The organism is Pseudomonas sp. CFBP13528 (assembly GCF_005233615.1).
Taxonomy (GTDB): Bacteria; Pseudomonadota; Gammaproteobacteria; order Pseudomonadales; family Pseudomonadaceae; genus Aquipseudomonas; species Aquipseudomonas fluorescens_AM.
Genome location: NZ_QGAJ01000003.1, coordinates 541,191 through 564,534 on the forward strand (window position 1 = coordinate 541,191; position 23,344 = coordinate 564,534).

The window sequence follows — 23,344 nt, forward strand, 5'->3', positions numbered from 1 at the left end:
AAGTGTAGGAGGGGGCTTGCCCCTCCCACATGTTGATCTTCATGTGCTCCAGATTCGTGGTGCGACTGCTTCGCGGCCCAGCAGCGCCGGGCGTAACAACCGCCATAAATCACTCAACCACCCCCGCGCCAGCAGCGCTTCACTGGCCAGGCAGCGCGCCACCAGCAACCCGGGCAATTGGGTCAAGTCGCCGCGCACCGCGTGTGGCAGTGAGCGGCATTGTTCGAGCAATTGGGGATCGACCTCACCGGTCACCAGCAACGTGGCAAACACCGGCTGGCCGTCCAACCCGATGGGCGAATCCAGCAACCCGTCGCCGCCCACAATGCGCTGGCGCTCATGCCAGAGCAACTGGCCGTCGCGGCGAATATCCAGGTGCGATTGAAAGTGGCCGAGATCAAACCGCTCGCCGCTGGCCGGGCGCCCGAGAGCGACCACATCCCAGTAGAACAACCGCGCATCGCCTTGCAGCTCAATGCGCGTGGTGAGCTCGGCCTGGGCGGCGCTGAACACGATGGTTTCCTGGGGCAGCCATTCCAGCGTCGCGCCGGCCTCGACGGTCAACTCGACGTGCTGAAATGCCGGGCCACTGGCGCGGTACCACTTGGCTGCGCCGGGGCTGGTCAACTGCGCCCAGGCACCGGCGCCGACGTGGGCGCTGATGTCCAGGCGATCGCCACCGGCAATCCCGCCGGGCGGGTGCACGATGATGTGCTGGCACACCTCGGGGCCTTCGGCATACAGGTGTTTTTGCACCCGCAGCGGGCCAAGGTGACGGCGCATGACCGGGCGCGTGGTGTCGCCGAAACGCGCATAGCCCAGTTCCAGCTCGGCGTGCCAGCTGGGGGTGAACAGGGCAGGGGAAACGGGCAGGTTCATGGCAGAGTGCTTATCGTCAGGAGGCTACAGATTAGATGGTTACAAGACCGCGCACACCCTCGCTTTCCATATTTTCACCACGGCCCTGCTGCACGATTTCGCCGCGTGACATCACCAGGTACTGGTCGGCCAGTTCGGCGGCAAAATCATAGAACTGCTCCACCAGCAGGATCGCCATATCACCACGGGCGGCGAGTTTCTTGATGACTGCGCCGATTTCCTTGATCACTGACGGCTGGATGCCTTCGGTGGGTTCATCGAGGATCAACAGGCGCGGACGGCTGGCCAGGGCGCGGCCGATCGCCAACTGTTGCTGCTGGCCACCGGACAAGTCGCCGCCGCGCCGATGCTTCATTTGCAACAGTACCGGAAACAGTTCGTAGATGAAGGCGGGCACTTCCTTGGCCTCTGAACCAGGGAAACGCGACAGGCCCATCAACAGGTTTTCTTCCACCGTCAACCGGCCGAAAATCTCGCGGCCCTGGGGCACGTAGGCGATGCCGGCATGCACGCGCTGGTGCGGCTTGAAGCCGGTGATGGTTTTGCCTTCCCAGTTCACTGCGCCTTCCTTGGCCGGCAGCAGGCCCATCAAACATTTGAGCAGGGTGGTCTTGCCCACGCCGTTACGCCCGAGCAGGCAGGTGACTTCGCCGATCTTCACATCGAAGGACAGCCCGCGCAGGATGTGGCTACCGCCGTAATACTGGTGCAGCTTGTCGACTTGCAGCATTCCAAAAACCTCCTCAATCCCTGTAGGAGCGAGCTTGCTCGCGAAAAACCTGAGGGCACCGCGTGCATTCAGAATGCCCGCGCTATCGTTGACGATCTTCGCGAGCAAGCTCGCTCCTACAGGAAAACCACCTTAGCGACCGAGGTAAACCTCGATCACCCGCTCGTTTTCCTGCACCTGTTCCAGCGACCCTTCGGCCAACACGCTGCCCTGGTGCAACACGGTGACGTGGTCGGCAATCGAGCCGACAAAGCCCATGTCATGCTCCACCACCATCAACGAGTGCTTGCCGGCCAGGCCCTTGAACAGCTCGGCGGTGAATTCGGTTTCGGCGTCGGTCATGCCCGCCACCGGTTCATCCAGCAGCAGCAGTTGCGGGTCCTGCATCAGCAGCATGCCGATTTCCAGGAACTGCTTCTGGCCGTGGGACAGCAAACCGGCGGGCCGATGCACCGAGGCGCTGAGGCGGATGGTGTCGAGCACTTGATCGATGCGGTCTTTCTGTTCGCCGCTCAGGCGTGCGCGCAGGCTGGCCCACACCGACTTGTCGGTTTTCTGCGCCAGCTCCAGGTTTTCGAACACGCTGAGGGCTTCGAACACCGTCGGTTTCTGGAACTTGCGGCCGATACCGGCCTGGGCGATCTGCACTTCGCTCATGCTGGTCAAATCGAGGGTTTCGCCGAACCAGGCGTTGCCGTGGCTGGGCCGTGTCTTGCCGGTGATCACGTCCATCAGCGTGGTCTTGCCCGCGCCGTTGGGTCCGATGATGCAGCGCAGTTCACCGACGCCGATGTAGAGGTTGAGGTCGTTGAGCGCCTTGAAGCCGTCGAAGCTGACGCTGATATCTTCCAGGGTCAGGATGGTGCCGTGGCGGGTGTTGAGCCCAGAGCCTGCGGCCTGGCCGATACCGATCGCATCGCGGCCGCTGCCCGCATCGAAAATAGGTTCAAGCATGACGTTCCTCATTTCTTCAGCAGGCCGATGACGCCCTTGGGCAGGTACAGGGTGACGATAATGAACAGCGCTCCGAGGAAGAACAGCCAGTATTCCGGGAATGCTACGGTGAACCAGCTCTTCATGCCGTTGACCACCCCGGCGCCGAGCAGTGGGCCGATCAGCGTGCCACGCCCGCCCAGGGCCACCCACACGGCGGCTTCGATGGAGTTGGTCGGGGACATTTCGCCGGGGTTGATGATGCCCACCTGCGGCACATACAACGCACCCGCCAAACCGCACAGCACGGCGCTCAACACCCACACGAACAGCTTGAAGCCACGCGGGTCGTAGCCGCAGAACATCAGGCGGTTTTCCGCGTCACGCAGTGCAGTGAGCACGCGGCCGAATTTGCTGCGGGCCAGGCGCCAGCCGATGTACAGGCTCGCCACCAGCAACAGCACCGTGGCCACGAACAACACCGCCCGCGTGCCAGGTTCAGTGATGCCAAAGCCGAGGATGCTGCGGAAATTGGTAAAGCCGTTATTGCCGCCAAACCCTGTCTCATTGCGAAAGAACAACAGCATTCCGGCAAACGTCAGGGCCTGGGTCATGATCGAGAAATACACACCCTTGATCCGCGAGCGGAAGGCGAAGAAGCCGAACACCAGGGCTAGCAGGCCTGGCGCCAAGACCACCAGGCACAGCGCCCACCAGAAGTGTTGAGTGCCCACCCAGTACCAGGGCAATTCGGTCCACGACAAAAAGGTCATGAATGCCGGCAACTCATCGCCCGATGCCTGGCGCATCAGGTACATGCCCATGGCATAACCGCCCAGGGCGAAGAACAGGCCGTGGCCGAGGGACAACATGCCGGCGTAACCCCACACCAGGTCCAGCGCCAGTGCGACGATGGCATAGCAAAGAATCTTGCCGACCAGCGTCAGGGTATAGGCCGACACATGCAGCGGGTTTTCCGGCGACAGCAGCGAACACAAGGGCAGAGCCAGCAGCAGGAACAGGATCACCACGCCCACTGCAATGGTCACCTTGGGGCCGGCCTTTTGCGTGGCCGTTAGCATCAGTGGCTGATTCATCAGTCGATCACCCGTCCTTTCAGTGCGAAGAGTCCTTGCGGGCGTTTCTGGATAAACAGAATGATCAGCGCGAGGATCAGGATCTTGCCGAGTACGGCGCCGATCTGCGGTTCCAGAATCTTGTTGGCGATCCCCAGGCCAAAGGCCGCCGTCACGCTGCCGGCCAACTGACCGACACCGCCGAGCACCACCACCAGGAACGAGTCGATGATGTAACTCTGGCCCAGGTCCGGGCCGACGTTGCCGACCTGGCTCAGCGCCACGCCGCCCAGGCCCGCGATGCCGGAGCCGAGGCCGAAGGCAAGCATGTCCACCCGCCCGGTGGGCACGCCGCAGCAGGCGGCCATGTTGCGGTTCTGGGTGACAGCGCGCACGTTCAGGCCCAGGCGCGTCTTGTTCAGCAGCAGCCAGGTCAACACCACCACGAACAGCGCGAACGCAATGATCACCAGGCGGTTGTACGGCAGCACCAGGTTGGGCAGCACTTGAATGCCGCCGGACAGCCATTGCGGGTTGGACACTTCAACGTTCTGCGCACCGAACATCAGGCGCACCAACTGAATCAGCATCAGGCTGATGCCCCAGGTGGCGAGCAGGGTTTCCAGTGGCCGGCCGTAGAGATGGCGAATCACCGTGCGCTCCAGCGCCATGCCGATGGCGGCGGTGACGAAGAACGCCACCGGCAGTGCGATCAGTGGGTAGAACTCGATGGCCTGGGGCACGTAGCGCTGCATCAGCAACTGCACCACGTAGGTGGAATAGGCGCCGAGCATCAGCATTTCGCCGTGGGCCATATTGATCACGCCGAGCAGGCCGAAGGTGATCGCCAGGCCCAGGGCTGCGAGCAATAGAATCGATCCCAGCGACATACCGCTGAAGGCTTGGCCGAGGATTTCACCGAACATCAACTTGCGTTTGACCTGGGCCAGGCTGGTTTCGGCGGCGGTATGCACGCTGGCATCGGTTTCGACGCCGGGCGCAAGCAAGGCTTCGAGGCGCGTGCGGGCCAGCGGGTCGCCGGTGCTGCCGAGCAAACGCACCGCGGCCAGGCGCACCACCGGATCGGTGTCGACCAGTTGCAGGTTGGCCAGGGCCAGGCTGAGGGCGCTGTGCACATCCTCATCGGTCTCGGCGGCGACCTGCTGGTCGAGGAATTTCAGTTGCGCAGGCACCGCGCTTTTTTGCAGGGTGCGGGCGGCATTGAGGCGCACCTTGGGGTCGGCGGCGAGCAGTTGCTGGCTGGCTTGAACGTTGTCGATCAGGCCGCGCAGGCGGTTGTTCAGGCGCAGGGTTTTGGTTTCGCCGTTGAGCGTGAGCCGGCCTTGTTGCAGCGCGTCCACCAGCTCGATGCGCGCAGGGTCGGGGTTGGCGGCCCAATCCTGGAGGAGTTTGGCTTGCTGCACCGGGTTGGCGGCAAGGAAGTCTTCGGCGTCGCCTGCGTGTGCGGCCAAAGGCAGCAACAACAGCACGGCGAGGATGAAACGGTGGAGGGCAGTGGGCATACACAATGTCCTGATCATGCGGGGACAGTGTGGGAGGGGGCTTGCCCCCGATTGCAGTGTGTCAGTTGATGAATATATGTCTGACACTGCGCTATCGGGGGCAAGCCCCCTCCCACATTTTTAGCCTGTGGTGGGCTTCAGTTGCTCTTCACCGCATAGTCCGGCTTCTTGTCATTGCCCGGAATGTACGGGCTCCACGGCTGCGCCCGAATCGGCGCTTCGGTCTGCCACACCACCGAGAACTGCCCGTCGGCCTGGATTTCGCCGATCATCACCGGCTTGTGCAGGTGGTGGTTGGTCTTGTCCATGGTCAGGGTGAAGCCAGACGGCGCGGCGAAGGTCTGGCCGGCCAGGGCTTCACGCACTTTGTCGACGTCGGTGGACTTGGCTTTCTCCGCCGCCTGCGCCCACATATGGATGCCTACGTAGGTGGCTTCCATCGGGTCATTGGTCACGGCTTTATCCGCGCCCGGCAGGTTGTGTTTCTTGGCGTAGGCTTTCCAGTCGGCGACGAATTTCTGGTTCACCGGGTTCTCTACCGACTGGAAGTAGTTCCACGCCGCCAGGTTGCCCACCAGCGGCTTGGTGTCGATGCCGCGCAGTTCTTCTTCACCCACGGAGAATGCCACCACCGGTACATCGGTCGCCTTCAGGCCCTGGTTGGCCAGTTCCTTGTAGAACGGCACATTGGAGTCGCCATTCACGGTGGAAATCACTGCGGTCTTGCCGCCGGCGGAGAACTTCTTGATGTTGGCGACGATGGTCTGGTAGTCGCTGTGGCCGAACGGGGTGTAGACCTCTTCGATATCCTTATCCGCCACGCCTTTGGCATGCAGGAAGGCGCGCAGGATCTTGTTGGTGGTGCGCGGGTACACGTAGTCGGTGCCGAGCAGGAAGAAGCGCTTGGCGCTGCCGCCTTCTTCGCTCATCAGGTATTCCACCGCCGGGATCGCCTGCTGGTTCGGCGCCGCACCGGTATAGAACACGTTCGGCGACATCTCCTCGCCTTCGTACTGCACCGGGTAGAACAGCAGGCCATTGAGTTCTTCGAACACCGGCAGTACGGATTTACGCGACACCGAGGTCCAGCAGCCGAACACCACGGCGACCTTGTCCTGGGTCAGCAACTGCCGGCCTTTTTCCGCGAACAGCGGCCAGTTGGACGCCGGGTCCACCACCACCGGTTCGAGCATCTTGCCGTTCACACCGCCCTTGGCGTTGATCTCGTCGATGGTCATCAGCGCCATGTCTTTAAGCGAGGTTTCGGAGATCGCCATGGTCCCGGACAACGAGTGCAGGATGCCGACCTTGATGGTCTCGGCGGCCTGGACGGTCCAGGTCAAGCCCATGGCCGCAATGGATGCCGACAAGGTGAATGCCTTGATCAAACTGCGACGCTTCATAGTGCGATCTCCGTGAACTCAACAAGGGTGTGAGGGACAAGTTGAGCAGGGGATTGCAAGCGCTGTGCCGAGTCGACAAACCCCATGAAATGCGTGGTTTGCCCGCGCTTTTGCAGGCGTGACGCACCAGGAAATGGCAGGCGCAAGTGTCGGTGCGTGGCGGTGCGCTACAACGGGGCGCGCTCAGCGCTTGCGCATCAAGCCGATAAAAAACAGCCCGCCAATCGCTGCCGTCGCCACGCCAATCGGCAGGTCTTCAGGGGCGATCAGCGTGCGTGCCGCGACGTCGACCCATACCAGGAACACGCTGCCCAGCAGCACGCACACCGGCAATAAGCGCCGGTGCTCGGCGCCTACCAGGCGCCGGGCGATGTGCGGCACCATCAGGCCGACAAAGCCGATGGAGCCGCTGATCGACACCAGCACGCCGGTCATCAACGACGCGATCAAAAACACCTTGAGGCGCACGTTGCGTGCGTTCAGGCCCAGGGTCACGGCGGTCTGTTCGCCGGCCATCAGGGCATTGAGCGGGCGCGCCATGCCCGACAGCAGGGCCAACCCTAGCACCACCGTGGCGGCGGGAATCGCCAGCAGCTCCCAACGCGCCAGGCCCAGGCCGCCGAGCATCCAGAACATCACCGCTGAGGCGGCGCGGTGGTCGCCCATGAACAGCAGCAGGTTGGCCACCGCCATCATCACGAATGACACCGCCACGCCGCAGAGCAGCAGGCGATCACTTTCCAGGCGGCCATTGCGACTGGCCACGGCCAGCACCACCAGCATGCTCAGCAGCGCGCCGATGAAGGCCGCAATGGGCAGGGTCAGCAGGCCGATGACTTCGCCCACATACAGCACCACGATCACCGCGCCGAGGGTGGCGCCGGATGTCACACCGAGCAAATGTGGGTCGGCCAACGGGTTGCGCGTCACGGCCTGCAACACCGCGCCGATCAACGCCAGCCCGGCGCCCACCAAGGCGCCGAGCAGCATGCGCGGCACGCGGATCAGCCAGACGATATGTTCCTGGCCCGCACTCCAATCCACTTCACCGATGCCGCACGTCTTGTGCAGCAGGATCCGCCACACCACGTCCACGGGTACCCGCGCCGAACCGAACCCCAGCGAGATCACGCAGGAGATCAGCAAAAACGCGCCCAGGGCACTCAGCAGCAAGGCGTAGCGACGGTCGATCATTCGCCGTGGAACCCCTTGGCCAGGGCTTGCACCGCCAGCACGTTGTCGATACCCGGCGTGGCCTGCACGTACGGGATCACGATAAAGCGCTGATTCCTGATGGCGTCCACCGATTGCAGGGCCGGGTTATCGAGCAGAAATTGCTCTTTCTGTTTGGCCGTGATTTCGCTGTAGTCGACGATCACGATCACCTGCGGGTTGCGCTCCACCACGGTTTCCCAGTTGACCCGGGTCCAGCTGGCGTCGACGTCGTCGAGGATATTGCGCCCGCCAGCGGCGTCGATTAACGCGTGTGGCATGCCCAGGCGTCCTGACGTCATGGCGCGGTCTTCGCCGCTGTCGTAAAGAAACACCCGTGGCTTGTCGGCGGGCAGGTCTTTTTGTACCTCGGCCACCTGCGCCTGCATCTGGGCGATCAGCGCGTTGGCACGGTCTTGCACGTCAAAAATCTTGCCCAGGTTGCGCAGGTCGTTATAGGTGTCTTCCAGTGTGGCAGCGGGGCGCTTCATCACGAACGCACACGACTCGGTCAGCTCATACACGTTGATACCCAAGGGTTGCAGGGTGTGCGGCGTGAGGTCGCCGCCCACGCGCATGCCGTAGTCCCAGCCGGCGAAGAAGAAATCCACGTTGGCATTGAGCAAGGTTTCCACCGACGGGTACTTGCTCGCCAGCTCCGGCAGGCCGTCGAGGATCGCGGCCATGTCCGGCGGCACTGACTTCCAGCCCGTCACGCCGCTGTAGCCGGCCATGTGTGGCTTGAGGCCCAGGGCGAGCATCATCTGGGTCATGTTGATGTCGTGGCTGACCGCGTGTTGCGGGGCTTGCTGGAAGGTCACGTCGCGGTTGCAGCTCTTGATGGTCAGCGGGTAATGGGTGGCTTCGGCGAACGCTTGGGCAGTACCGAGCAACAGTGCGAGAGACAGCAGGGCGCGCAGGATCATGGTTGAGTTATCCAGGTGATTCGGGGGTAGCCGGACAAGGGATGGGTGTCGATCAGGGCTTGGACGCCAAACACGTCGCGCAGCAACGCGGCGGTCAGCACTTCATGGGGCGTGCCGCTGGCGACGATGCGCCCGTGATGGATCACGTACAGGCGATCACAGAACGCGGCGGCCAGGTTCAGGTCGTGGATGCTCGCCAGGGTGCCGATTTTCAACTGCTTGACCAGCCTTAACAGCTCCAGTTGATAGCGCGGGTCGAGGTGGTTGGTCGGCTCATCGAGGATCAACAGTTGCGGTTGCTGGGCCAGGGCACGAGCCAGGATGACGCGCTGTTTTTCACCGCCCGAGAGGGTGGCGAAGGCGTGGTCTGCGAAACCCTGCATCCCCACCGACTGCAGTGCGTTGCGGATCAGTTGCTGGTCGTGCTGGGTGTCGCTGTCGAACAACCCCTTGTGGGGTGTGCGGCCCATGGCGACCACTTCATCCACGCGCAAGCCGAACGCGTCGGGGAATTCCTGCAGCACCACCGCGATGCGTTGCGCACACCACTTGGCGCTTTGCTTCCAGACGTTCTGGTGCTCAAGCATCACGTCGCCGCGCTCCGGCCGGGTGAATCGATAGGCACAGCGCAGCAGGCTGGTCTTGCCGCTGCCGTTAGGCCCGATCAGGCCGACAAACTCCCCGGCAGCGACCTGCAGGCCGGCGTCACGCAGTTGGAACTGGTGAAGGCAGTGGTCGTGGCCGGGTGGAGTCCAAGCCAGGTCGGTGAGGGTGAGCGAGGTCATTAAAAGGTGTAGTCGGCAGTAATGAACATGGAACGAGGTACACCCAGAATCCACTGCTGCCCATCGTTGTACTGGCTGACTGCATAAGTGCGATCGAACAGGTTGTTGAGTTGCAGGCCCAGTGTGGTGTTGCGCATGGCGTTCCACGACAGCGTCGCATCGACCACGGTGTAGCTCGGCAACTCGTTCTGGTTGGCCATGTCGGCATACCGTGCATCGACATAACGCACACCGGCACCGGCACGCACGTTGTCGGTCACGGCCTTGCTCAGCCACAGGTTGGCGGTGCGGCGCGGCACGTCCACTGGGCGGTTGCCGTCGCGCGACACCTGCACGCCGCCGACGTCCTGTTTGAAGTCGTCATACTGCGCTCGCACGATGGCGGCGTTGGCGTGCAACTGCCAGGCGTGAGGCAGTTGCAGGTCGAGGCTGGCCTCCAGGCCGTTGGAGGATTGTTGGCCGACTTGCTGCTTGAAATCCGGGGCGCCCGGCACGTCCGTCAGCAGCTTCTTCTTGACGATGTGGTAGGCCGCCAGGGTCCATTCACCCCGTGCGTCCCAGAATGCTTGCTTGATACCAACCTCGGTCTGCCTGGCAGTGGACAGGTCGAACTGCTGCTGGCTCGGGCTCAGGGAAATCAGCCCGCCGACGCCGTCGGTGCTGGTGGCGTACTGGCCGTAGACCGAAGTCTGCGGGGTGATCGCGTAGACCAGGCCGGCTTTCCAGTTATTGCCGGTGAGGGTTTTATCGGATTGGCCACCGGTGCGCAGATCGTCGCGGTCGATGTGCGCGTAGTCGCGGCGGATGCCGGTGACCAGCGCGAGTTTATCCGTGAGTTGCAGGCGGTTTTCCGCAAAGCCGGCCACCGTCCTGGTGGTGGTGGCGAACACCGGGTTGAACGGGTCCTGGCTGGCAAATGGCGCAGGCGCCGGGTGATACAGGTCGACGGGTTGGCCGGTTTGCGCCACGTCATTAAACGGCGTGTTGCTCGCCAGGCGGAAGCGGATGCGGTTGTATTCCAGGCCCGCCACGGTCTGGCTGTCGAGGCCGAACAGGGTGTGCTTGAAGGTGAAGGTCTGGCGGTCGCCCACCTGTTCCTGATCGTGCTTGATCCCGAAGTTGCCACTGCGGGTCAGTTGGCCGTTGGTGAAATTGTAGTTCTCGGCGTTCTGCCAGCGACGCTGGTTTTTCAGGTAGTACAGCTCGTTGGTGGCGCTGACGTTATCGCTCAACTGCCACTCGCTGGTCAGGCGTGTCCACTGGTCGTTGTAGTGCTGAGTGTCGTTGCTGACGTTGTAGTTCTTGTCGCGCAGGCCCTTGTGCAACTGGCCGTTGATCAGGGGCGTGCCGAAGTAGTTTTGTGGGCGCTGGTCGCCGTAGTCACTGGCCAGGGTGAAACTCAGGTTGTCGGCCGCCTGCCAGCGCAGGGCGCCGCTGATGAAGTCGCTGCTGGCGTCCCCACGGTCGATGAAACCGTTGCTGCGCAGGCGGTTGAGGTTCAGGCGGTAGCTCAGGGTATCGGTCAGTGAGCCGCCACTGTCCAGGGCTTGTTGCTGGCGGTCGTAGGAACCGTAGCCGAGGCGGATGTGGTTTTCGATCGCGCCCGTGAAAGGCCTTTTTGGGACCGTATTGACCACCGCGCCGGTAGCGCCTTCGCCGTACAGCACAGAGGCCGGGCCACGCAGCACGTCCACCCGTTCCACCGCCCAGGTGTCCACCGGGAAGGTCGAGGTGCCCATGCCGGTGTACATGCGGTTACCGTCGTACAGTTGCATCACCGAGCTTTGGCCGGTAAAGCCACGGGCTTGCAGCGAGGTGCCACCGTCGCCCGGGGTGCCGGTGCGGGTGATGCCGGTGGCGCGGGAGATGGCGTCCTGCACGCTGGCGTCGCCACGTTCTCGGATCTGCGCGCCGGTCTGGCTTTCTACGCTGCCGGGGGTTTGCAGCGCCGTCAGGTTCAGGCGCGAACCGGCGGTAGTCGGCGTATTGAGCTCGACGCGTTCGTTATCGACTGCCGGTGCCGTGATGGCGCTCTCGGGCAGGGTCATGGCCTGGACGTTGGTATGCAGGGCGAGCAGGCACAGGCCGCACGCTAGGGAGTTGTTCATCGGTCGATTCAATCGCTTCTTGAAGGGGGGCTCGCCGCAGGGCGCGGCGAGCAACGATAACGCAGAAAGTGTTATAAGTTAACACTTATTGGCTGCGCGACAACAGTCGCGCAAGGCTACACAAGCCTGCAGCGTCGGGCATCTCGCCTGTTTCATGCTTAACCTGAGGCAGATTCACCTTGGGCAAAAAAGCGTGACAGCACCAGGCGATCCAGCGCCCACACCACGATCAACGACGCCCCCACCAGCGGGAAAATAATTGCCAATCCCAGCATGATCACCATCGCGGTTTTCCACTTCGGCACGTCATGACGCAGCGGCGGCACACCCAGCCCGCCCTGTGGCCGACGCTTCCACCAGATCACCACGCCACTCACCGCACTGAGCAGGATCATCAGGCAGATCAGCAGCACGATCAGTTGGTTGACCCAGCCGAACATCTTGCCTTCGTGCAACATCACGCCGGTCTCGGTGGCGCGTGCGACCAGGTTGTAATGTTCCCAACGCACATCGGCCAGGACCTTGCCGGTGTACTGGTCCACATGCAGGGTGGCGTCATTGCGCGGGTCGTTGGCGAACACCGCGACGGTGAATACCCCCGTGGCGGTGGTGGGGAAGGTGATGCTGTAGCCGGGCTCGACCTTGCGTGCGTTGGCCAGGTCGACCACCTGTTGCAGGCGCACGGTCGGCGCGGCAGGGCCCGCGTGCATGGCGCCATGGTTCAGGTGTTCGGCATGGTCACCGGACATTGGCATCGGCGTGTTTTCCATGGCCCAGGGCACGGTCTGTTGGGTGGCGGTGTTGAGCGCGCGTGCCTGCTGGTCGGATTGCGGCACGTTGTTCCACATCGCCGCCGGGAAGGTGTTCCACAGGGCGGCGTATTGCTTGCCCCAGAAACCGGTCCAGGTCATGCCGCTGAGCAGCATCACCAGCAAAAACGCTGCGCCCCAGAAACCGACGACAGCGTGCAGGTCACGCCAGAACAAGCGGCCACGGCTGTTGAGTCGGGGCCACAACACGCCAGCCGATGACTTGCCGCGTGGCCACCACAGGTACAGGCCGGACACCACCAGCATCACGCCCCAGCCGGCGGCGAGTTCGATCAGGCGATCACCGACGGTGCCGATCATCAGTTCGCCGTGCAGGGCGCGGGCGATGGCTTGCAGGTTGTAGTTGGCGTCCTGCTCACCCAGGACGGTACCGCGATAGGGGTCGACGAATACCGTCACTTCGCGGCCTGCGTGTTGCATCACGAACTGTGCGCTGCTGGTGGCATCGGCGGGCGGCAGGTACTTGCTGATCACCGCCTGGGGGTAGGCGGCTCTGGCGCGTTGCAACTGCTCGTCGGCGCTCAGTGCGTGTTCGGCGGCGGGGACGGTGAGCAGGTGGCCGTACATCAGCGGGTCGAGCTGGGGTTTGAACAGGTAGATGATGCCGGTCAGGGCCAGCAGCACCATGAAAGGGGCGACGAAAAGGCCGGCGTAGAAGTGCCAGCGCCAGGCCAGGTTGTAGAAGGAAACTTTTTGTTGAGTGCTCATCAGGGCTCCGCAAGGCTTTTGATTTTTTGTGTCAGTTACACCGCTATCGGGGGCAAGCCCCCTCCCACATTGGATTGGGTTCACATCGTTGGATTTGGGAACCCGGTCAAGTGTGGGAGGGGGCTTGCCCCCGATGCTGTTAGAAGCTCATATCCACCTTGGTCCAGAGCGTACGCCCCGGCTCCTTGATGGCCTGCGGGTCGTTCGCCGCATAGCCGAAGCCTGCGTTGCCCGCCAGGTTCAAATGCTCGGCATAAGCCTTGCCGAACAGATTGTCGACCCCGCTGCTGACCTTGAAGTGCTTATTGATGCGGTACGCCGCGTTCAGCGAGAACACGCCAAAACCGCCGCTCTTGTCGTAGTCCTTGCCGACCACGTTGCCCTTGTCCGGGTCGATGCGGTGTTGCGCCGCGACCACGCGCCACAACGCGCCGGCACTCCAATCGTCCTGGCTGTAGGTCAGGCCCAGGCGCGCATCCAGCGGCGGCATCTGCGGCAGGGCTTTGCCGTCGCTGCTGTTCTTGCCCCAGGCGTAGGCCAGGCTCGCGTCGGCCTTCCAGTGAGTGGTCAGCTTGTACGCCGCGCCCAGTTCACCGCCCATGATGCGCGCGTCGACATTGCGTGCCTGGGAGGTGGTGCCCATCATGCCGGGCCGGTAGTCGAACAGGATGAAGTCGCGCACCTGGCCGACATAAGCCGAGGCCCAGGCTTCAAGGTTGGCGGTTTTGTACTGCGCGCCAACATCCAGCTGGGTGGTCTTCTCGGGCTTGACGCCGTCGAAGGCATTCACCGAGCCGGCCGCCCCGGTGTTGGGGGAGAACAGTTCCCAGTAGTCCGGGAAGCGTTCAGCATGACCCAGACCCGCGTAGACGGTAGTGGGCATGTCCGCCAGGTCGTGCTCGTAGCGCACGAAGCCGGAGGGCAAGGTGTCTGCGCGGGTGGCGTCGGCGGTGGGGTTGGGACGGCTCATCATGCCCGAGCCGGTACGTTGACGAAAATCCCTGGCCGAGGCTCGATCCAGGCGCGCACCGGTGATCAGGCGGTCGTTGTCGGCGGCGTACCAGGTCAGTTCACCGAATACGCCGTAGTTGTGAAAGTTGGCGTCCTTGCTGCGCGGCAGGTCCTTGTAGGTGTCGATGCCCATGCTGCTGCGCGCGCGGTGTTCGTTGGTCTGCGCGTCCAGGCCGCCGATCAGTTGCACGTCGGCCCAGCGCCAGGTCGCTTTGATCCGCCCACCGAGGGTGCGACGGTCGACGTTGGAGGCCATGGGCCCGGCCATCATTCCCGTGCCGGACGGTATGCGCAGGCTGTAGTTGTCCATGACGTGGTCGGCGTAGTTGTAGTAGACCTGGGCCTCGACCTTGTCCAGCACCTCGCCGATATTGGATTTTTCGAAGCGCAGCCCGAGGCTTTCGCGCAGGAACTGCGAGCCGTCCATCCCGCGCCCGGCATAGCGCGCTTGCCCATCGCCACGGCCGGCGGTGAGTTCCAGCAGGGTGTCGGCGTCGGGGGTGAAACCCACTGCTACATCGCCATTCCACTTGTCATAACGCGAAGCGACGGTGTCGTTGTTGCCGTCCTTGTAGTCGTCGGCATGGGCCTGGTTGCCGATCACCCGTACGTAGCCCAATGGCCCACCGGCAGCGGCGTCGACGACCTTGTCGAAGCGCCCGTTGGAGCCGGCCAGCACACTGGCATTGAGCCGCGTGCCCAGCTCGCCGAACTGCTCCGGCTCGCGGTCGAACAGAATGGTGCCGGCTGACGCGCCGGGGCCCCAGAGCACGGTTTGCGGGCCTTTGATCACGGTCAGCCTGTCGTAGGTTTCCGGCGAGATGTACGAGGTGGGCGCATCCATGCGGCCCGGACAGGCGCCGAGCATCATGCCGCCGTTGGTGAGGATATTCAGGCGCGAGCCGAACATGCCGCGCAGTACCGGGTCACCATTGGTGCCGCCGTTACGCACCAGGGCAAAGCCCGGGATGGTCTTGAGGTAATCGCCGCCGTCGCTGGCGGGCACCGGTTGACGCGGGTCCTTGGGGTTGGTGACAACGGTAAGTGGCGAGCTAGGGGCGATCGCAGTGATGACCGTGGGGCTCAGCTCGTGTTCGTCAGCATGGGCGTAGGGCGCAAGCAGTGCGCCGCACAGAACGGCGAAAACCGGGGCAGCGCCCAAACGGGTGTCAGCAGAAAACCTGGACATGACAAATTCCATCAATCAATCGTAAACAACACGGCCAGCAGCCTGCGGCTGTCTGTTTGAAGTCGGCCGGGGTGAAGTAGCGCGGTGAAGGGCTTACGACGCGATGGGCGGCGCACGACTGCGGGCGCCGGGGAAGATGCTCTGCCCGGCATGGCCCAGGCGCGGCGTGGGAATGAGCGCGTTGGCTGGCGGCGGGGTGCCGAGCGTGACGTAGGAGATGCTGCCGGGCAGGGCCGGGCAACTGAACAGCAAGCTGCAATAGCCGCATTTTTCCCAGAGAACATGATGTTCGTCGGGGGCTTTGCTCGGCTTGGGCTCGCCGTGGCACGCGGGCATGTCCATGGACATACCGGCGTGATGATCCATCGGCATCGCTTGGGAAATCAGCGGACCGATAAAAATCATCAGCATGGCGAACAGGCTGATCCAACTGCCGCGCATCAGGCGGCGGTGTGGAGATAACCTGGCGCTGCGGGCGCCCATCGGATGGGCTTACTGGGCGTGCACAGGCCCATGGCCGGCCATCGGCGGCGCTTTCTGCACCGACACTTGCACTTGGACCTTGCCGGCTTTTTCGAAGGTCAGGGTCAGTGGGAACTGCTTGCCATCGGCCAACAGGCTGCGGTCCTTGAGGCCCAGCAGCATCACGTGATAGGCCATCGGCGCGAAAGTCAGTTCACCCTTGGCCGGTACGGCAACGCTGGGTACTTGCTGCATCTTCATCAGGTCGCCTTGCATCACATGCTCGTGCAGTTCGGCTTTCTCGGCGACGCTGGTTTCAACGCTGAGCAGGCGATCCGGGGTAGCCCCGGTGTTATGAATCACAAAGTACGCCGCGACGGTGGGCGCATTCGGTGGCAACTCCTGGGACCAGGGGTCGCTGACCAACAGGTCACCGGCCTTGTAATCCTCGGCATTGGCAGCACTGAACACCGGCAGCAGCAAGGCCGCCAGAAGCAGGGAAGATTTAAGCATGGCAGTTCTCCGGAACGGTTCTAAACGCAGTTCACTTGCGAAGACGATCAGACCGTTGGAGAGGCGCGGGGGTTGAGGCTCGGCCATTGCTGGCGCGGGGTGGGAGTTTGCAAGGATCGCGGCGCCAGGCTGTGGACCGTATCGAACCGCGTCACATACACCTGCGGCCCATGCCCCGGCAGCGCCACCCACGGCGCCGAGCCCGAGCAACACCAGCAATGCTGCATGGCGGAGTGATCGTCCGCCGGTGCCGGGAGTTCCAGCTTGCCCAGGGCAACGGCCTGCAGGCTGGCGCCATTGGATGAACAGAACCCGCCCCACATCAGGCGCTTGACCGGGTCATCGGTCTGCTGCATCGCACTGGCCAGCGGCATGGCAAACGCATTGAACAGCACTGCAAGGCAGGCGATCCAGGCAATTGCAAAGCGTTGACGGGCCATGGCGGATAATCCGTAGGGTTAAACGATCAGGCGGGTATTTAGCCTGATCGAGGGGGATAAGTAAAAACGCGTGGTGTGGTTTGGTGTCGCAGTGCCGGGTTTGAGGATAGACGGGGAATTGAGTGGGTGCCGAACTTCAAGGCTGCGCAGGTCAAGTGTGGGAGGGGGCAAGCCCCCTCCCACATCAGGTCGGTGTTGCTTAGCGGGGGTGTATGGCCTGTAGCACCGCCGTTACGGTGGTGAACTCTTGATCCACCGCCGCCAACACCGGCCGCTTCAACACCAACACCGGCACCCCACACTCCCGCGCCACTTCCAGCTTCGGCTCGGTGGCGGTGCTGCCGCTGTTCTTGCTGATCAGCACGTCAATTCGGCGTCGTTCGAATAACGCCCGCTCATCCTCGACGAGAAACGGCCCGCGCGCGCCGATCACTTCACACCGCTCATTGCCCGGGTACACATCCAGCGCTCGCAGCGTCCAGAACTGGTCGGCAGGGATTTCGTCGAGATGCTGCAACGGTTCGCGGCCCAAGGTGAACAGCGGGCGCTTGAAGGGCTTCAACGCTTCGATCAGCTCAGCCCAGTCAGACACGTCGCGCCAATCATCCCCCGCCTGCGGTTGCCACGCCGGACGTCGCAATGCCCAGCACGGCACAGCGCACAACTGTGCAGCCCGGGCCGCGTTGTGGCTGATCTGCGCCGCATACGGATGGGTGGCATCGAGGATCAGGCTGATACGTTCATCACGAACAAACTGCGCCAGCCCTTCAGCGCCTCCATACCCCCCGACGCGAACCTGGCAGGTCAGGTCGGTCGGCACACGGCCCACACCGGCCAGGCTGTAGATATGCGCCGGCCCCAAGGTGCGAGCAATGGCCAGCGCTTCCGTCACGCCGCCCAGCAGCAGAATCCTTTTCATAGCGGCTTGATCACTTCCAGCAGCGTGATCGGCAACGCCTGGCGCCAGGTATCGAAGTCGCCCAATGGCTGCGCCTGGGCCACGTGGATGCGGGTCAGTTCGCCGCCATGCTCGGCGCGCCAGTTCATCAAGGTCATTTCACTTTGCAGGGTCACCGCATTGGCGACCAACCGGCCACCGGGCCGCAATTGTTGCCAGCAGGTATCGAGCACGCCGTCGCGGGTGAGGCCGCCGCCGATGAAGATGGCGTCGGGTACCGGCAGGCCGTGCAACGCGTCCGGGGCTTTGCCGCGAATCAGGTGCAGGCCGGGCACGCCGAGGGCGTCGCGATTGTGTTCGATCAGGCCTTGGCGGCCAGTGTCGGCCTCAATCGCCAGCGCACGGCAGCTGGGATGCGTACGCATCCATTCGATGCCGATGGAACCGCTGCCCGCACCCACATCCCACAGCAGTTCGCCGGGCATCGGCGCGAGGCGGGCGAGGGTCATGGCGCGCACATCGCGTTTGGTCAGTTGGCCGTCGTGCTGGAACGCCGAGTCCGGCAGGCCTGCCAGGCGCGACAGAGGTGGCGTGTCGCTGGAGGCCAGGCAATCGATGGCGACCAGGTTCAGATCGGCAGAGCCGGGGTGTTGCCAGTCTGCGGCCAGGCCGTCGACGCGCCGCTCGTTCGCGCCGCCCAAGTGTTCAAACACCGTCAATCGGCTGGGCCCAAACCCGGCCTCCGTCAATAACGCAGCAATCAACGCCGGGCTGCCACCATCATTGCTCAGTACTAACAAGCGCACACCGCTGGCCAGGTGCGCGTTGATTGCCGCGAAGGGGCGGGCCACCACGGATACCGTCACCACGTCCTGCAACGGCCAGCCCAACCGCGCCGCTGCCAGGGACACCGACGACGGCGCCGGTAAAATCAGCAACTCATCCGCCGCAATCTGGCGCGCCAAACTGGCGCCCACGCCATAAAACATCGGATCTCCGCTGGCCAGCACACACACCGGTTCGCCGCGCTGTGCCAGCACCGGCTCCAGGGAAAACGGACTCGGCCACAGATGGCGCTCGCCGCGAATACACACCGGCAACAGGTCCAACTGGCGTTGGCCGCCTATAATCCGCGTGGCGTGCAACAGGGCGTGCCGGGCATTTCTGCCCAGGCCCTTGAAGCCGTCTTCACCGATGCCTACAACCGTCAGCCAGGGCGACATAGCAATTCCTTGAACGACATCCGACGGGCAGGCTTTTCATGCCGTCGGACAAAGCAGGCATAATACCGCGCCTTTACCCGTCAACCGGTAGCCCCGTGAACTCAACGCCCGCTGTGAATACCTTGCGCCCCTCGGCTTGTCCGGGGTTGCTGCGTATTGTCCAGGCGTTGGACGGTGGCATTTGCCGGGTCAAACTGGCCGGTGGTTCGATTACCGCGGCCCAGGCCAACGCCGTGGCGGACGCTGCCCAGGCTTACGCGGGCGGGGTGATCGAGGCGACCAATCGGGCCAACCTGCAGATTCGCGGGATCGGCGCCGAGCAGGACGCCTTGATCGCAACGCTGCTGGCGGCCGGCCTCGGTCCGAGCAATGCGGCCGGTGATGACGTGCGCAACCTGATGCTCAGCCCCAGCGCCGGCATCGATTCACAGATGCTGTTCGACACCCGCCCGCTGGCCGCGCAGATCCTCGCCACGTTGGAAAACCATCCGCGCTTTCAACAATTGTCGGCCAAGTTCGCCGTGCAGCTGGACGGCGGTGAAGCCCTGGCGATGCTCGAGCATCATCATGACCTGTGGCTGTCGGCGTTTGTGCGCGAGGGGCAGACGCTGCTGGCGTTCGGCCTGGCCGGCTGCCCCGGCCTGAATGCGCCCGTGGCGGCCGTGCCGCTGAACCAGGGCCATGCACTGGTGGTGGCGGTGCTGGAGGCTTTTCTCGACCTGGCGACGCCCGAGCAAACGCGCATGCGTCATCTGGCTGTGGATAAGTTATTGAGCCGCCTGAGCCTGCCGCTGCTGTCGGCCCGGGGCTTCAAACGCCCGGCCGGTGGTGCGTTGCTGCACATCGGAAGTTATCCCCAGCCCCAGAAGAATCAGTTCTACGTCGCGGCAGTCGCGCCACTGGGTCGCCTGGATCCGCTGATGCTTCAGGGCGCCGCGCAGCTGGCCAGCGAGTACGGCGATGGCACGTTGCGCTTCACGCCCTGGCAGGGTGTGCTGCTGCCTAACATTGAGCGCCCTGGCGCCGTCACCGAACGCTTGGGGCAACTGGGCTTTCTCTGTTCAATCGACCAGCCCTTGGCCCGCATGATCGCCTGCACCGGTTCCAGCGGTTGCGGCAAGGGCCTGGCCGATACCAAGGCCGATGCGGTGCAACTGGCCGCCTTGCAGCCCGGCGTCGAGGTGCACCTGTCCGGTTGCCCGCGCTCCTGCGCCGCCGCGCACACCGCGCCGGTCACCTTGCTGGCGGTGAGCCCCGGCCACTACGACCTCTATTTTCGCGACGCCGCCCATTCAGGTTTTGGCCGGCTGCACGCGCGCACTCTTTCCATTGAAGCGGCGGGCGCCCTGTTACGCGCTCGCCCACGGAGCAACACCGATGATTGATTACATCCGCGACGGTCAGGAGATCTATCGCAACTCCTTCGCCATTATTCGCGCGGAAGCCAACCTGGACCGCATCCCGGCCGATCTGGAAAAACTCGCGGTGCGGGTGATTCATGCCTGCGGCATGGTCGAGGCGATCGACGGCCTGCAATTCTCCGAAGGCGCGGGCAAGGCCGGGCGCGATGCGCTCGCGGCCGGTGCACCGATTTTATGCGATGCGCGGATGGTTTCCGAAGGCGTGACCCGTACGCGCCTGCCGGCCAATAACGCGGTGATCTGCACCCTGCGTGACGACAGCGTGCCCGAGCTGGCGCGGGAGTTGGGCAATACCCGCTCCGCCGCTGCGCTGGAATTGTGGCGCCCGCACCTGGCAGGCAGCGTGGTGGTGATCGGCAACGCGCCGACCGCCTTGTTCTACCTGCTGGAAATGCTCGACGCCGGTGCGCCGAAACCGGCGTTGATCCTCGGTTTCCCGGTGGGCTTTGTCGGTGCCGCCGAATCCAAGGCGATGCTCGCCGCCGACAGCCGTGGCGTGCCGTTCGTGATTATGCAGGGCCGCCTGGGCGGCAGTGCCATGGCCGCCGCCGCCGTCAATGCGCTCGCCACGGAGGTCGAATAATGCAGCCACGCGGACGTCTGATCGGCCTGGGCGTAGGGCCCGGCGACCCGGAGCTGATCACCCTCAAGGCCCTGCGCCTGCTGCGCGAGTCGCCCGTGGTGGCGTACTTCGTGGCCAAGGGCAAGAAGGGCAACGCGTTCGGCATCATCGAGGACCATCTGGTGCCGCAACAAACCCTGATGCCCCTGGTGTACCCGGTGACCACCGAGGCGCTGCCGGCGCCGCTGTCCTATGAGCAAGTGATCAGCGACTTCTACGATACCGCCAGCGTCGACGTGGCCGCGCACCTGGATGCGGGCCGCGATGTGGCAGTGATCTGTGAAGGCGACCCGTTCTTCTACGGCTCTTATATGTACCTGCATGACCGCCTCGCCGAGCGCTATGAAGCGCACGTCATCCCGGGCGTGTGTTCGATGCTGGGCGGTGCTTCGGTATTGGGCGCGCCGCTGGTGTATCGCAACCAGAGCCTGTCGGTGCTGTCGGGCGTGTTGCCGCACGACGACCTCAAGCGCCGGCTGGCGGATGCCGACGCGGCGGTGATCATGAAGTTGGGGCGCAACTTCCACAAGGTGCGCCAGGTACTGGAAGAACTCGGTCTGGCCGGGCGCGCGCTGTACGTGGAGCGCGCCACCATGGCCAATCAGAAAATCGTGCCGCTGGACCAGGTGGAGCCGATGTCGTCACCGTACTTTTCGTTGATCATCGTGCCCGGTGAACGGTGGCAAGGTTGATGAGCCCGGCGATTGTCATTCTGGGCCAGGGTAGCCTGGCGACTGCGCGCAAGATCCAGCAGCGTTACCCGACGGCATTGATCCACGGCCTGACCGGCCGGGTAGACGGCGCGGACCAGAGCTACCCTGAATTCGGCGCCACACTGCGCCAGCTCTACCAGCAGGGGACGCCGCTGATTGCGCTGTGCGCCGCCGGCATCGTCATCCGTACCCTCGCGCCGCTGCTGCTTGAAAAAGGTGAGGAGCCCGCCGTGCTGGCCGTTGCCGAAGACGGCAGCGCCGTGGTGCCACTGCTGGGGGGGCTGGGCGGTGTAAATGTGATGGCGCGGGAGATCGCCGCCGCGTTGGGAGTGACGGCGGCGATCACCACCAGCGGCGAGTTGCGGTTCGGCACCTGCCTGCTCAACCCGCCCAAGGGCTATGAGTTGGCGGACCTGGAGCTGGGCAAGCGCTTTGTCTCGGACCTGCTCGCTGGTGAAAGCGTGCGCATTGAAGGCGCGGCGCCCTGGCTTGCGCAGGCCAACTTGCCGCAGTCCCCGCAGGCGCGCCTGGCGATCCATGTGGGCAGTGCCGAGCGCGTGCCCGCCGCCAACGAATTGGTGATTTATCCGAAAACCGTCTGCGCCACCTGCAAGCCAGGCGTGCACCTGGCCGCACGTGTGCGCACGGCCTTGCATGAGGCAGGCGTTGCCGTGCAATCGCTGGCGTGCCTGCTCGCCAGCGATCTGCAGATGGCCGAAGCGTCGCTGCATGAGGCCGCGTTGGAACTGGGCGTACCGCTGCGGTTCGCCAAGGTCGAGCCGCAGGCGGACATCAGCCTCAGCGTGGCTGAACAGCCGTTGGACGTGTCACAGGTCGGTCGCCCACGCGGGCGCCTTGCCGTGATCGGGCTTGGCCCGGGGGCCGCTGAATTGATGGTGCCGGCGGTCAAGGCCGAGTTGGCGCGCTGCACCGATGTGCTGGGCTACGAAACCTACGTGCGCATGGCCGGGCCGTTCCGTGATGATCAGGTGCAGCACTGCACGGACAACCGTGAAGAAATGCAGCGCGCCCGTCACGCCTTCGAACTGGCCGCCCAAGGACGCTCGGTGGTGGTGGTGTCGTCCGGCGACCCGGGTGTGTTCGCCATGGCCGCTGCGGTGATCGAGGCGTTGCATGAGTCCAGCGACCCGGCCTGGCACCAGGTCGACCTGCAAATCCTGCCGGGCGTCTCGGCTTCCCTGGCCACCGCTGCCCAGGCCGGGGCGCCGCTGGGGCATGACTTCTGTGTGATGTCGCTGTCGGATAACCTCAAGCCGTGGTCGATCATCGAAAAGCGTCTGGACCTCGCGTCCCAGGCTGACCTGGCCCTGGCATTCTACAACCCGATTTCCCGTGCGCGGCCGTGGCAATTGGGGCGTGCGCTGGAGATCGTCGCACAGCACCGCACCCCTGAAACGCCGGTGGTGCTGGGCCGTGACATCGGTCGCCCGGGCCAGACGCTGCGCGTCACCACGTTGGGTCAACTGGCCCCGGACCAGGTGGACATGCGCACCATGGTGCTGATCGGCTCGTCCACCACCTGCACCTTTGCGCGTGCCGGTGGCGGCGAGTGGGTGTACACCCCGCGCTGGTACGGCGATAAACCCGCCTGCTGAAAACAGCTCGGCGGCGGCCCGAAAGCTCCGAATGACACAGGGATTTTCCTGTTGTCGTTCGGGGCTTTTTCTTTTTTTCACGACGAAACAACGAGACTCATCCTTCATGCCGCGTTATAGCTG

21 protein-coding genes are annotated in these 23,344 nt (G+C 63.8%); 4 read left to right on the top strand and 17 right to left on the bottom strand.

The genetic code is table 11. The features are described from left to right. Positions 1-39: 39 nt before the first annotated feature. The 17 genes from PspCFBP13528_RS09045 to cbiE all read right to left on the bottom strand — a co-directional run bounded on the left by PspCFBP13528_RS09045 (position 40) and on the right by cbiE (position 18,849). Positions 40-879: an urease accessory protein UreD gene (locus PspCFBP13528_RS09045; RefSeq protein WP_137200021.1), complete on the bottom strand. Its 840-nt coding sequence runs from the start codon at positions 877-879 to the stop codon at positions 40-42. A 31-nt stretch (positions 880-910) separates the two neighbouring features. Further along, a complete protein-coding gene (urtE, locus tag PspCFBP13528_RS09050; RefSeq protein WP_065951470.1) occupies positions 911-1,609 on the bottom strand; it encodes an urea ABC transporter ATP-binding subunit UrtE in 699 nt (232 codons plus the stop codon). A 132-nt stretch (positions 1,610-1,741) separates the two neighbouring features. Next, positions 1,742-2,575, bottom strand: coding sequence for an urea ABC transporter ATP-binding protein UrtD (gene urtD / locus PspCFBP13528_RS09055; protein ID WP_162515419.1), 834 nt, complete (start codon positions 2,573-2,575; stop codon positions 1,742-1,744). Further along, positions 2,572-3,639 carry an urea ABC transporter permease subunit UrtC gene (urtC, locus tag PspCFBP13528_RS09060; protein ID WP_065951468.1) on the bottom strand — a complete coding sequence of 356 codons (1,068 nt, stop codon included), beginning with the start codon at positions 3,637-3,639 and terminating at the stop codon, positions 2,572-2,574. Before urtC ends, urtD begins: the two co-directional genes overlap by 4 nt. Then, positions 3,639-5,141 (bottom strand): urea ABC transporter permease subunit UrtB, encoded by a 1,503-nt coding sequence (gene urtB / locus PspCFBP13528_RS09065; protein WP_137200022.1) that lies wholly within the window; start codon positions 5,139-5,141, stop codon positions 3,639-3,641. The genes urtC and urtB overlap by 1 nt, the downstream gene beginning before the upstream one ends. 137 nt (positions 5,142-5,278) lie before the next feature. Next, positions 5,279-6,544 carry an urea ABC transporter substrate-binding protein gene (urtA, locus tag PspCFBP13528_RS09070; RefSeq protein WP_065951466.1) on the bottom strand — a complete coding sequence of 422 codons (1,266 nt, stop codon included), beginning with the start codon at positions 6,542-6,544 and terminating at the stop codon, positions 5,279-5,281. 183 nt (positions 6,545-6,727) lie between these two features. Beyond that, positions 6,728-7,738, bottom strand: a complete 1,011-nt coding sequence (locus PspCFBP13528_RS09075) for an iron ABC transporter permease (RefSeq protein ID WP_137200024.1) — start codon at positions 7,736-7,738, stop codon at positions 6,728-6,730. Continuing rightward, positions 7,735-8,682, bottom strand: a complete 948-nt coding sequence (locus PspCFBP13528_RS09080) for an ABC transporter substrate-binding protein (protein WP_101218884.1) — start codon at positions 8,680-8,682, stop codon at positions 7,735-7,737. The genes PspCFBP13528_RS09075 and PspCFBP13528_RS09080 overlap by 4 nt, the downstream gene beginning before the upstream one ends. Continuing rightward, positions 8,679-9,467 (bottom strand): ABC transporter ATP-binding protein, encoded by a 789-nt coding sequence (locus tag PspCFBP13528_RS09085; protein ID WP_065951463.1) that lies wholly within the window; start codon positions 9,465-9,467, stop codon positions 8,679-8,681. The genes PspCFBP13528_RS09080 and PspCFBP13528_RS09085 overlap by 4 nt, the downstream gene beginning before the upstream one ends. Further along, positions 9,467-11,575: a TonB-dependent receptor gene (locus PspCFBP13528_RS09090; RefSeq protein ID WP_101218882.1), complete on the bottom strand. Its 2,109-nt coding sequence runs from the start codon at positions 11,573-11,575 to the stop codon at positions 9,467-9,469. Before PspCFBP13528_RS09090 ends, PspCFBP13528_RS09085 begins: the two co-directional genes overlap by 1 nt. A gap of 158 nt (positions 11,576-11,733) precedes the next feature. Further along, positions 11,734-13,113: a PepSY domain-containing protein gene (locus tag PspCFBP13528_RS09095; RefSeq protein WP_137200026.1), complete on the bottom strand. Its 1,380-nt coding sequence runs from the start codon at positions 13,111-13,113 to the stop codon at positions 11,734-11,736. A 139-nt stretch (positions 13,114-13,252) separates the two neighbouring features. Next, a complete protein-coding gene (locus PspCFBP13528_RS09100) occupies positions 13,253-15,313 on the bottom strand; it encodes a TonB-dependent copper receptor (protein ID WP_137200028.1) in 2,061 nt (686 codons plus the stop codon). A 93-nt stretch (positions 15,314-15,406) separates the two neighbouring features. After that, positions 15,407-15,796 carry a DUF2946 domain-containing protein gene (locus tag PspCFBP13528_RS09105; RefSeq protein WP_241669074.1) on the bottom strand — a complete coding sequence of 130 codons (390 nt, stop codon included), beginning with the start codon at positions 15,794-15,796 and terminating at the stop codon, positions 15,407-15,409. A 9-nt stretch (positions 15,797-15,805) separates the two neighbouring features. After that, complete coding sequence (locus tag PspCFBP13528_RS09110) at positions 15,806-16,288, bottom strand: copper chaperone PCu(A)C (RefSeq protein ID WP_065951458.1); 483 nt, start codon at positions 16,286-16,288, stop codon at positions 15,806-15,808. Between the two features lie 47 nt (positions 16,289-16,335). Next, positions 16,336-16,728, bottom strand: a complete 393-nt coding sequence (locus PspCFBP13528_RS09115) for a DUF2946 domain-containing protein (protein WP_065951457.1) — start codon at positions 16,726-16,728, stop codon at positions 16,336-16,338. A gap of 199 nt (positions 16,729-16,927) precedes the next feature. Continuing rightward, positions 16,928-17,647: a cobalt-precorrin-6A reductase gene (locus PspCFBP13528_RS09120; RefSeq protein WP_137200030.1), complete on the bottom strand. Its 720-nt coding sequence runs from the start codon at positions 17,645-17,647 to the stop codon at positions 16,928-16,930. Then, a complete protein-coding gene (gene cbiE, locus PspCFBP13528_RS09125) occupies positions 17,644-18,849 on the bottom strand; it encodes a precorrin-6y C5,15-methyltransferase (decarboxylating) subunit CbiE (protein ID WP_137200032.1) in 1,206 nt (401 codons plus the stop codon). Before cbiE ends, PspCFBP13528_RS09120 begins: the two co-directional genes overlap by 4 nt. 38 nt (positions 18,850-18,887) lie before the next feature. Between cbiE and cobG the strand changes: the two genes are divergently transcribed. From cobG to cobJ, 4 genes are read left to right on the top strand one after another with little or no spacing between them, the layout of a single operon-like run. Further along, on the top strand, positions 18,888-20,234 hold the full coding sequence (gene cobG, locus PspCFBP13528_RS09130) for a precorrin-3B synthase (protein WP_137200033.1): 1,347 nt from the start codon (positions 18,888-18,890) through the stop codon (positions 20,232-20,234). Beyond that, on the top strand, positions 20,227-20,853 hold the full coding sequence (locus PspCFBP13528_RS09135) for a precorrin-8X methylmutase (RefSeq protein WP_065951453.1): 627 nt from the start codon (positions 20,227-20,229) through the stop codon (positions 20,851-20,853). The genes cobG and PspCFBP13528_RS09135 overlap by 8 nt, the downstream gene beginning before the upstream one ends. After that, on the top strand, positions 20,853-21,584 hold the full coding sequence (locus tag PspCFBP13528_RS09140) for a precorrin-2 C(20)-methyltransferase (RefSeq protein WP_101218866.1): 732 nt from the start codon (positions 20,853-20,855) through the stop codon (positions 21,582-21,584). Before PspCFBP13528_RS09135 ends, PspCFBP13528_RS09140 begins: the two co-directional genes overlap by 1 nt. Continuing rightward, on the top strand, positions 21,584-23,221 hold the full coding sequence (gene cobJ, locus PspCFBP13528_RS09145; RefSeq protein WP_137200034.1) for a precorrin-3B C(17)-methyltransferase: 1,638 nt from the start codon (positions 21,584-21,586) through the stop codon (positions 23,219-23,221). Before PspCFBP13528_RS09140 ends, cobJ begins: the two co-directional genes overlap by 1 nt. The last annotated feature ends 123 nt before the right edge of the window (positions 23,222-23,344 follow it).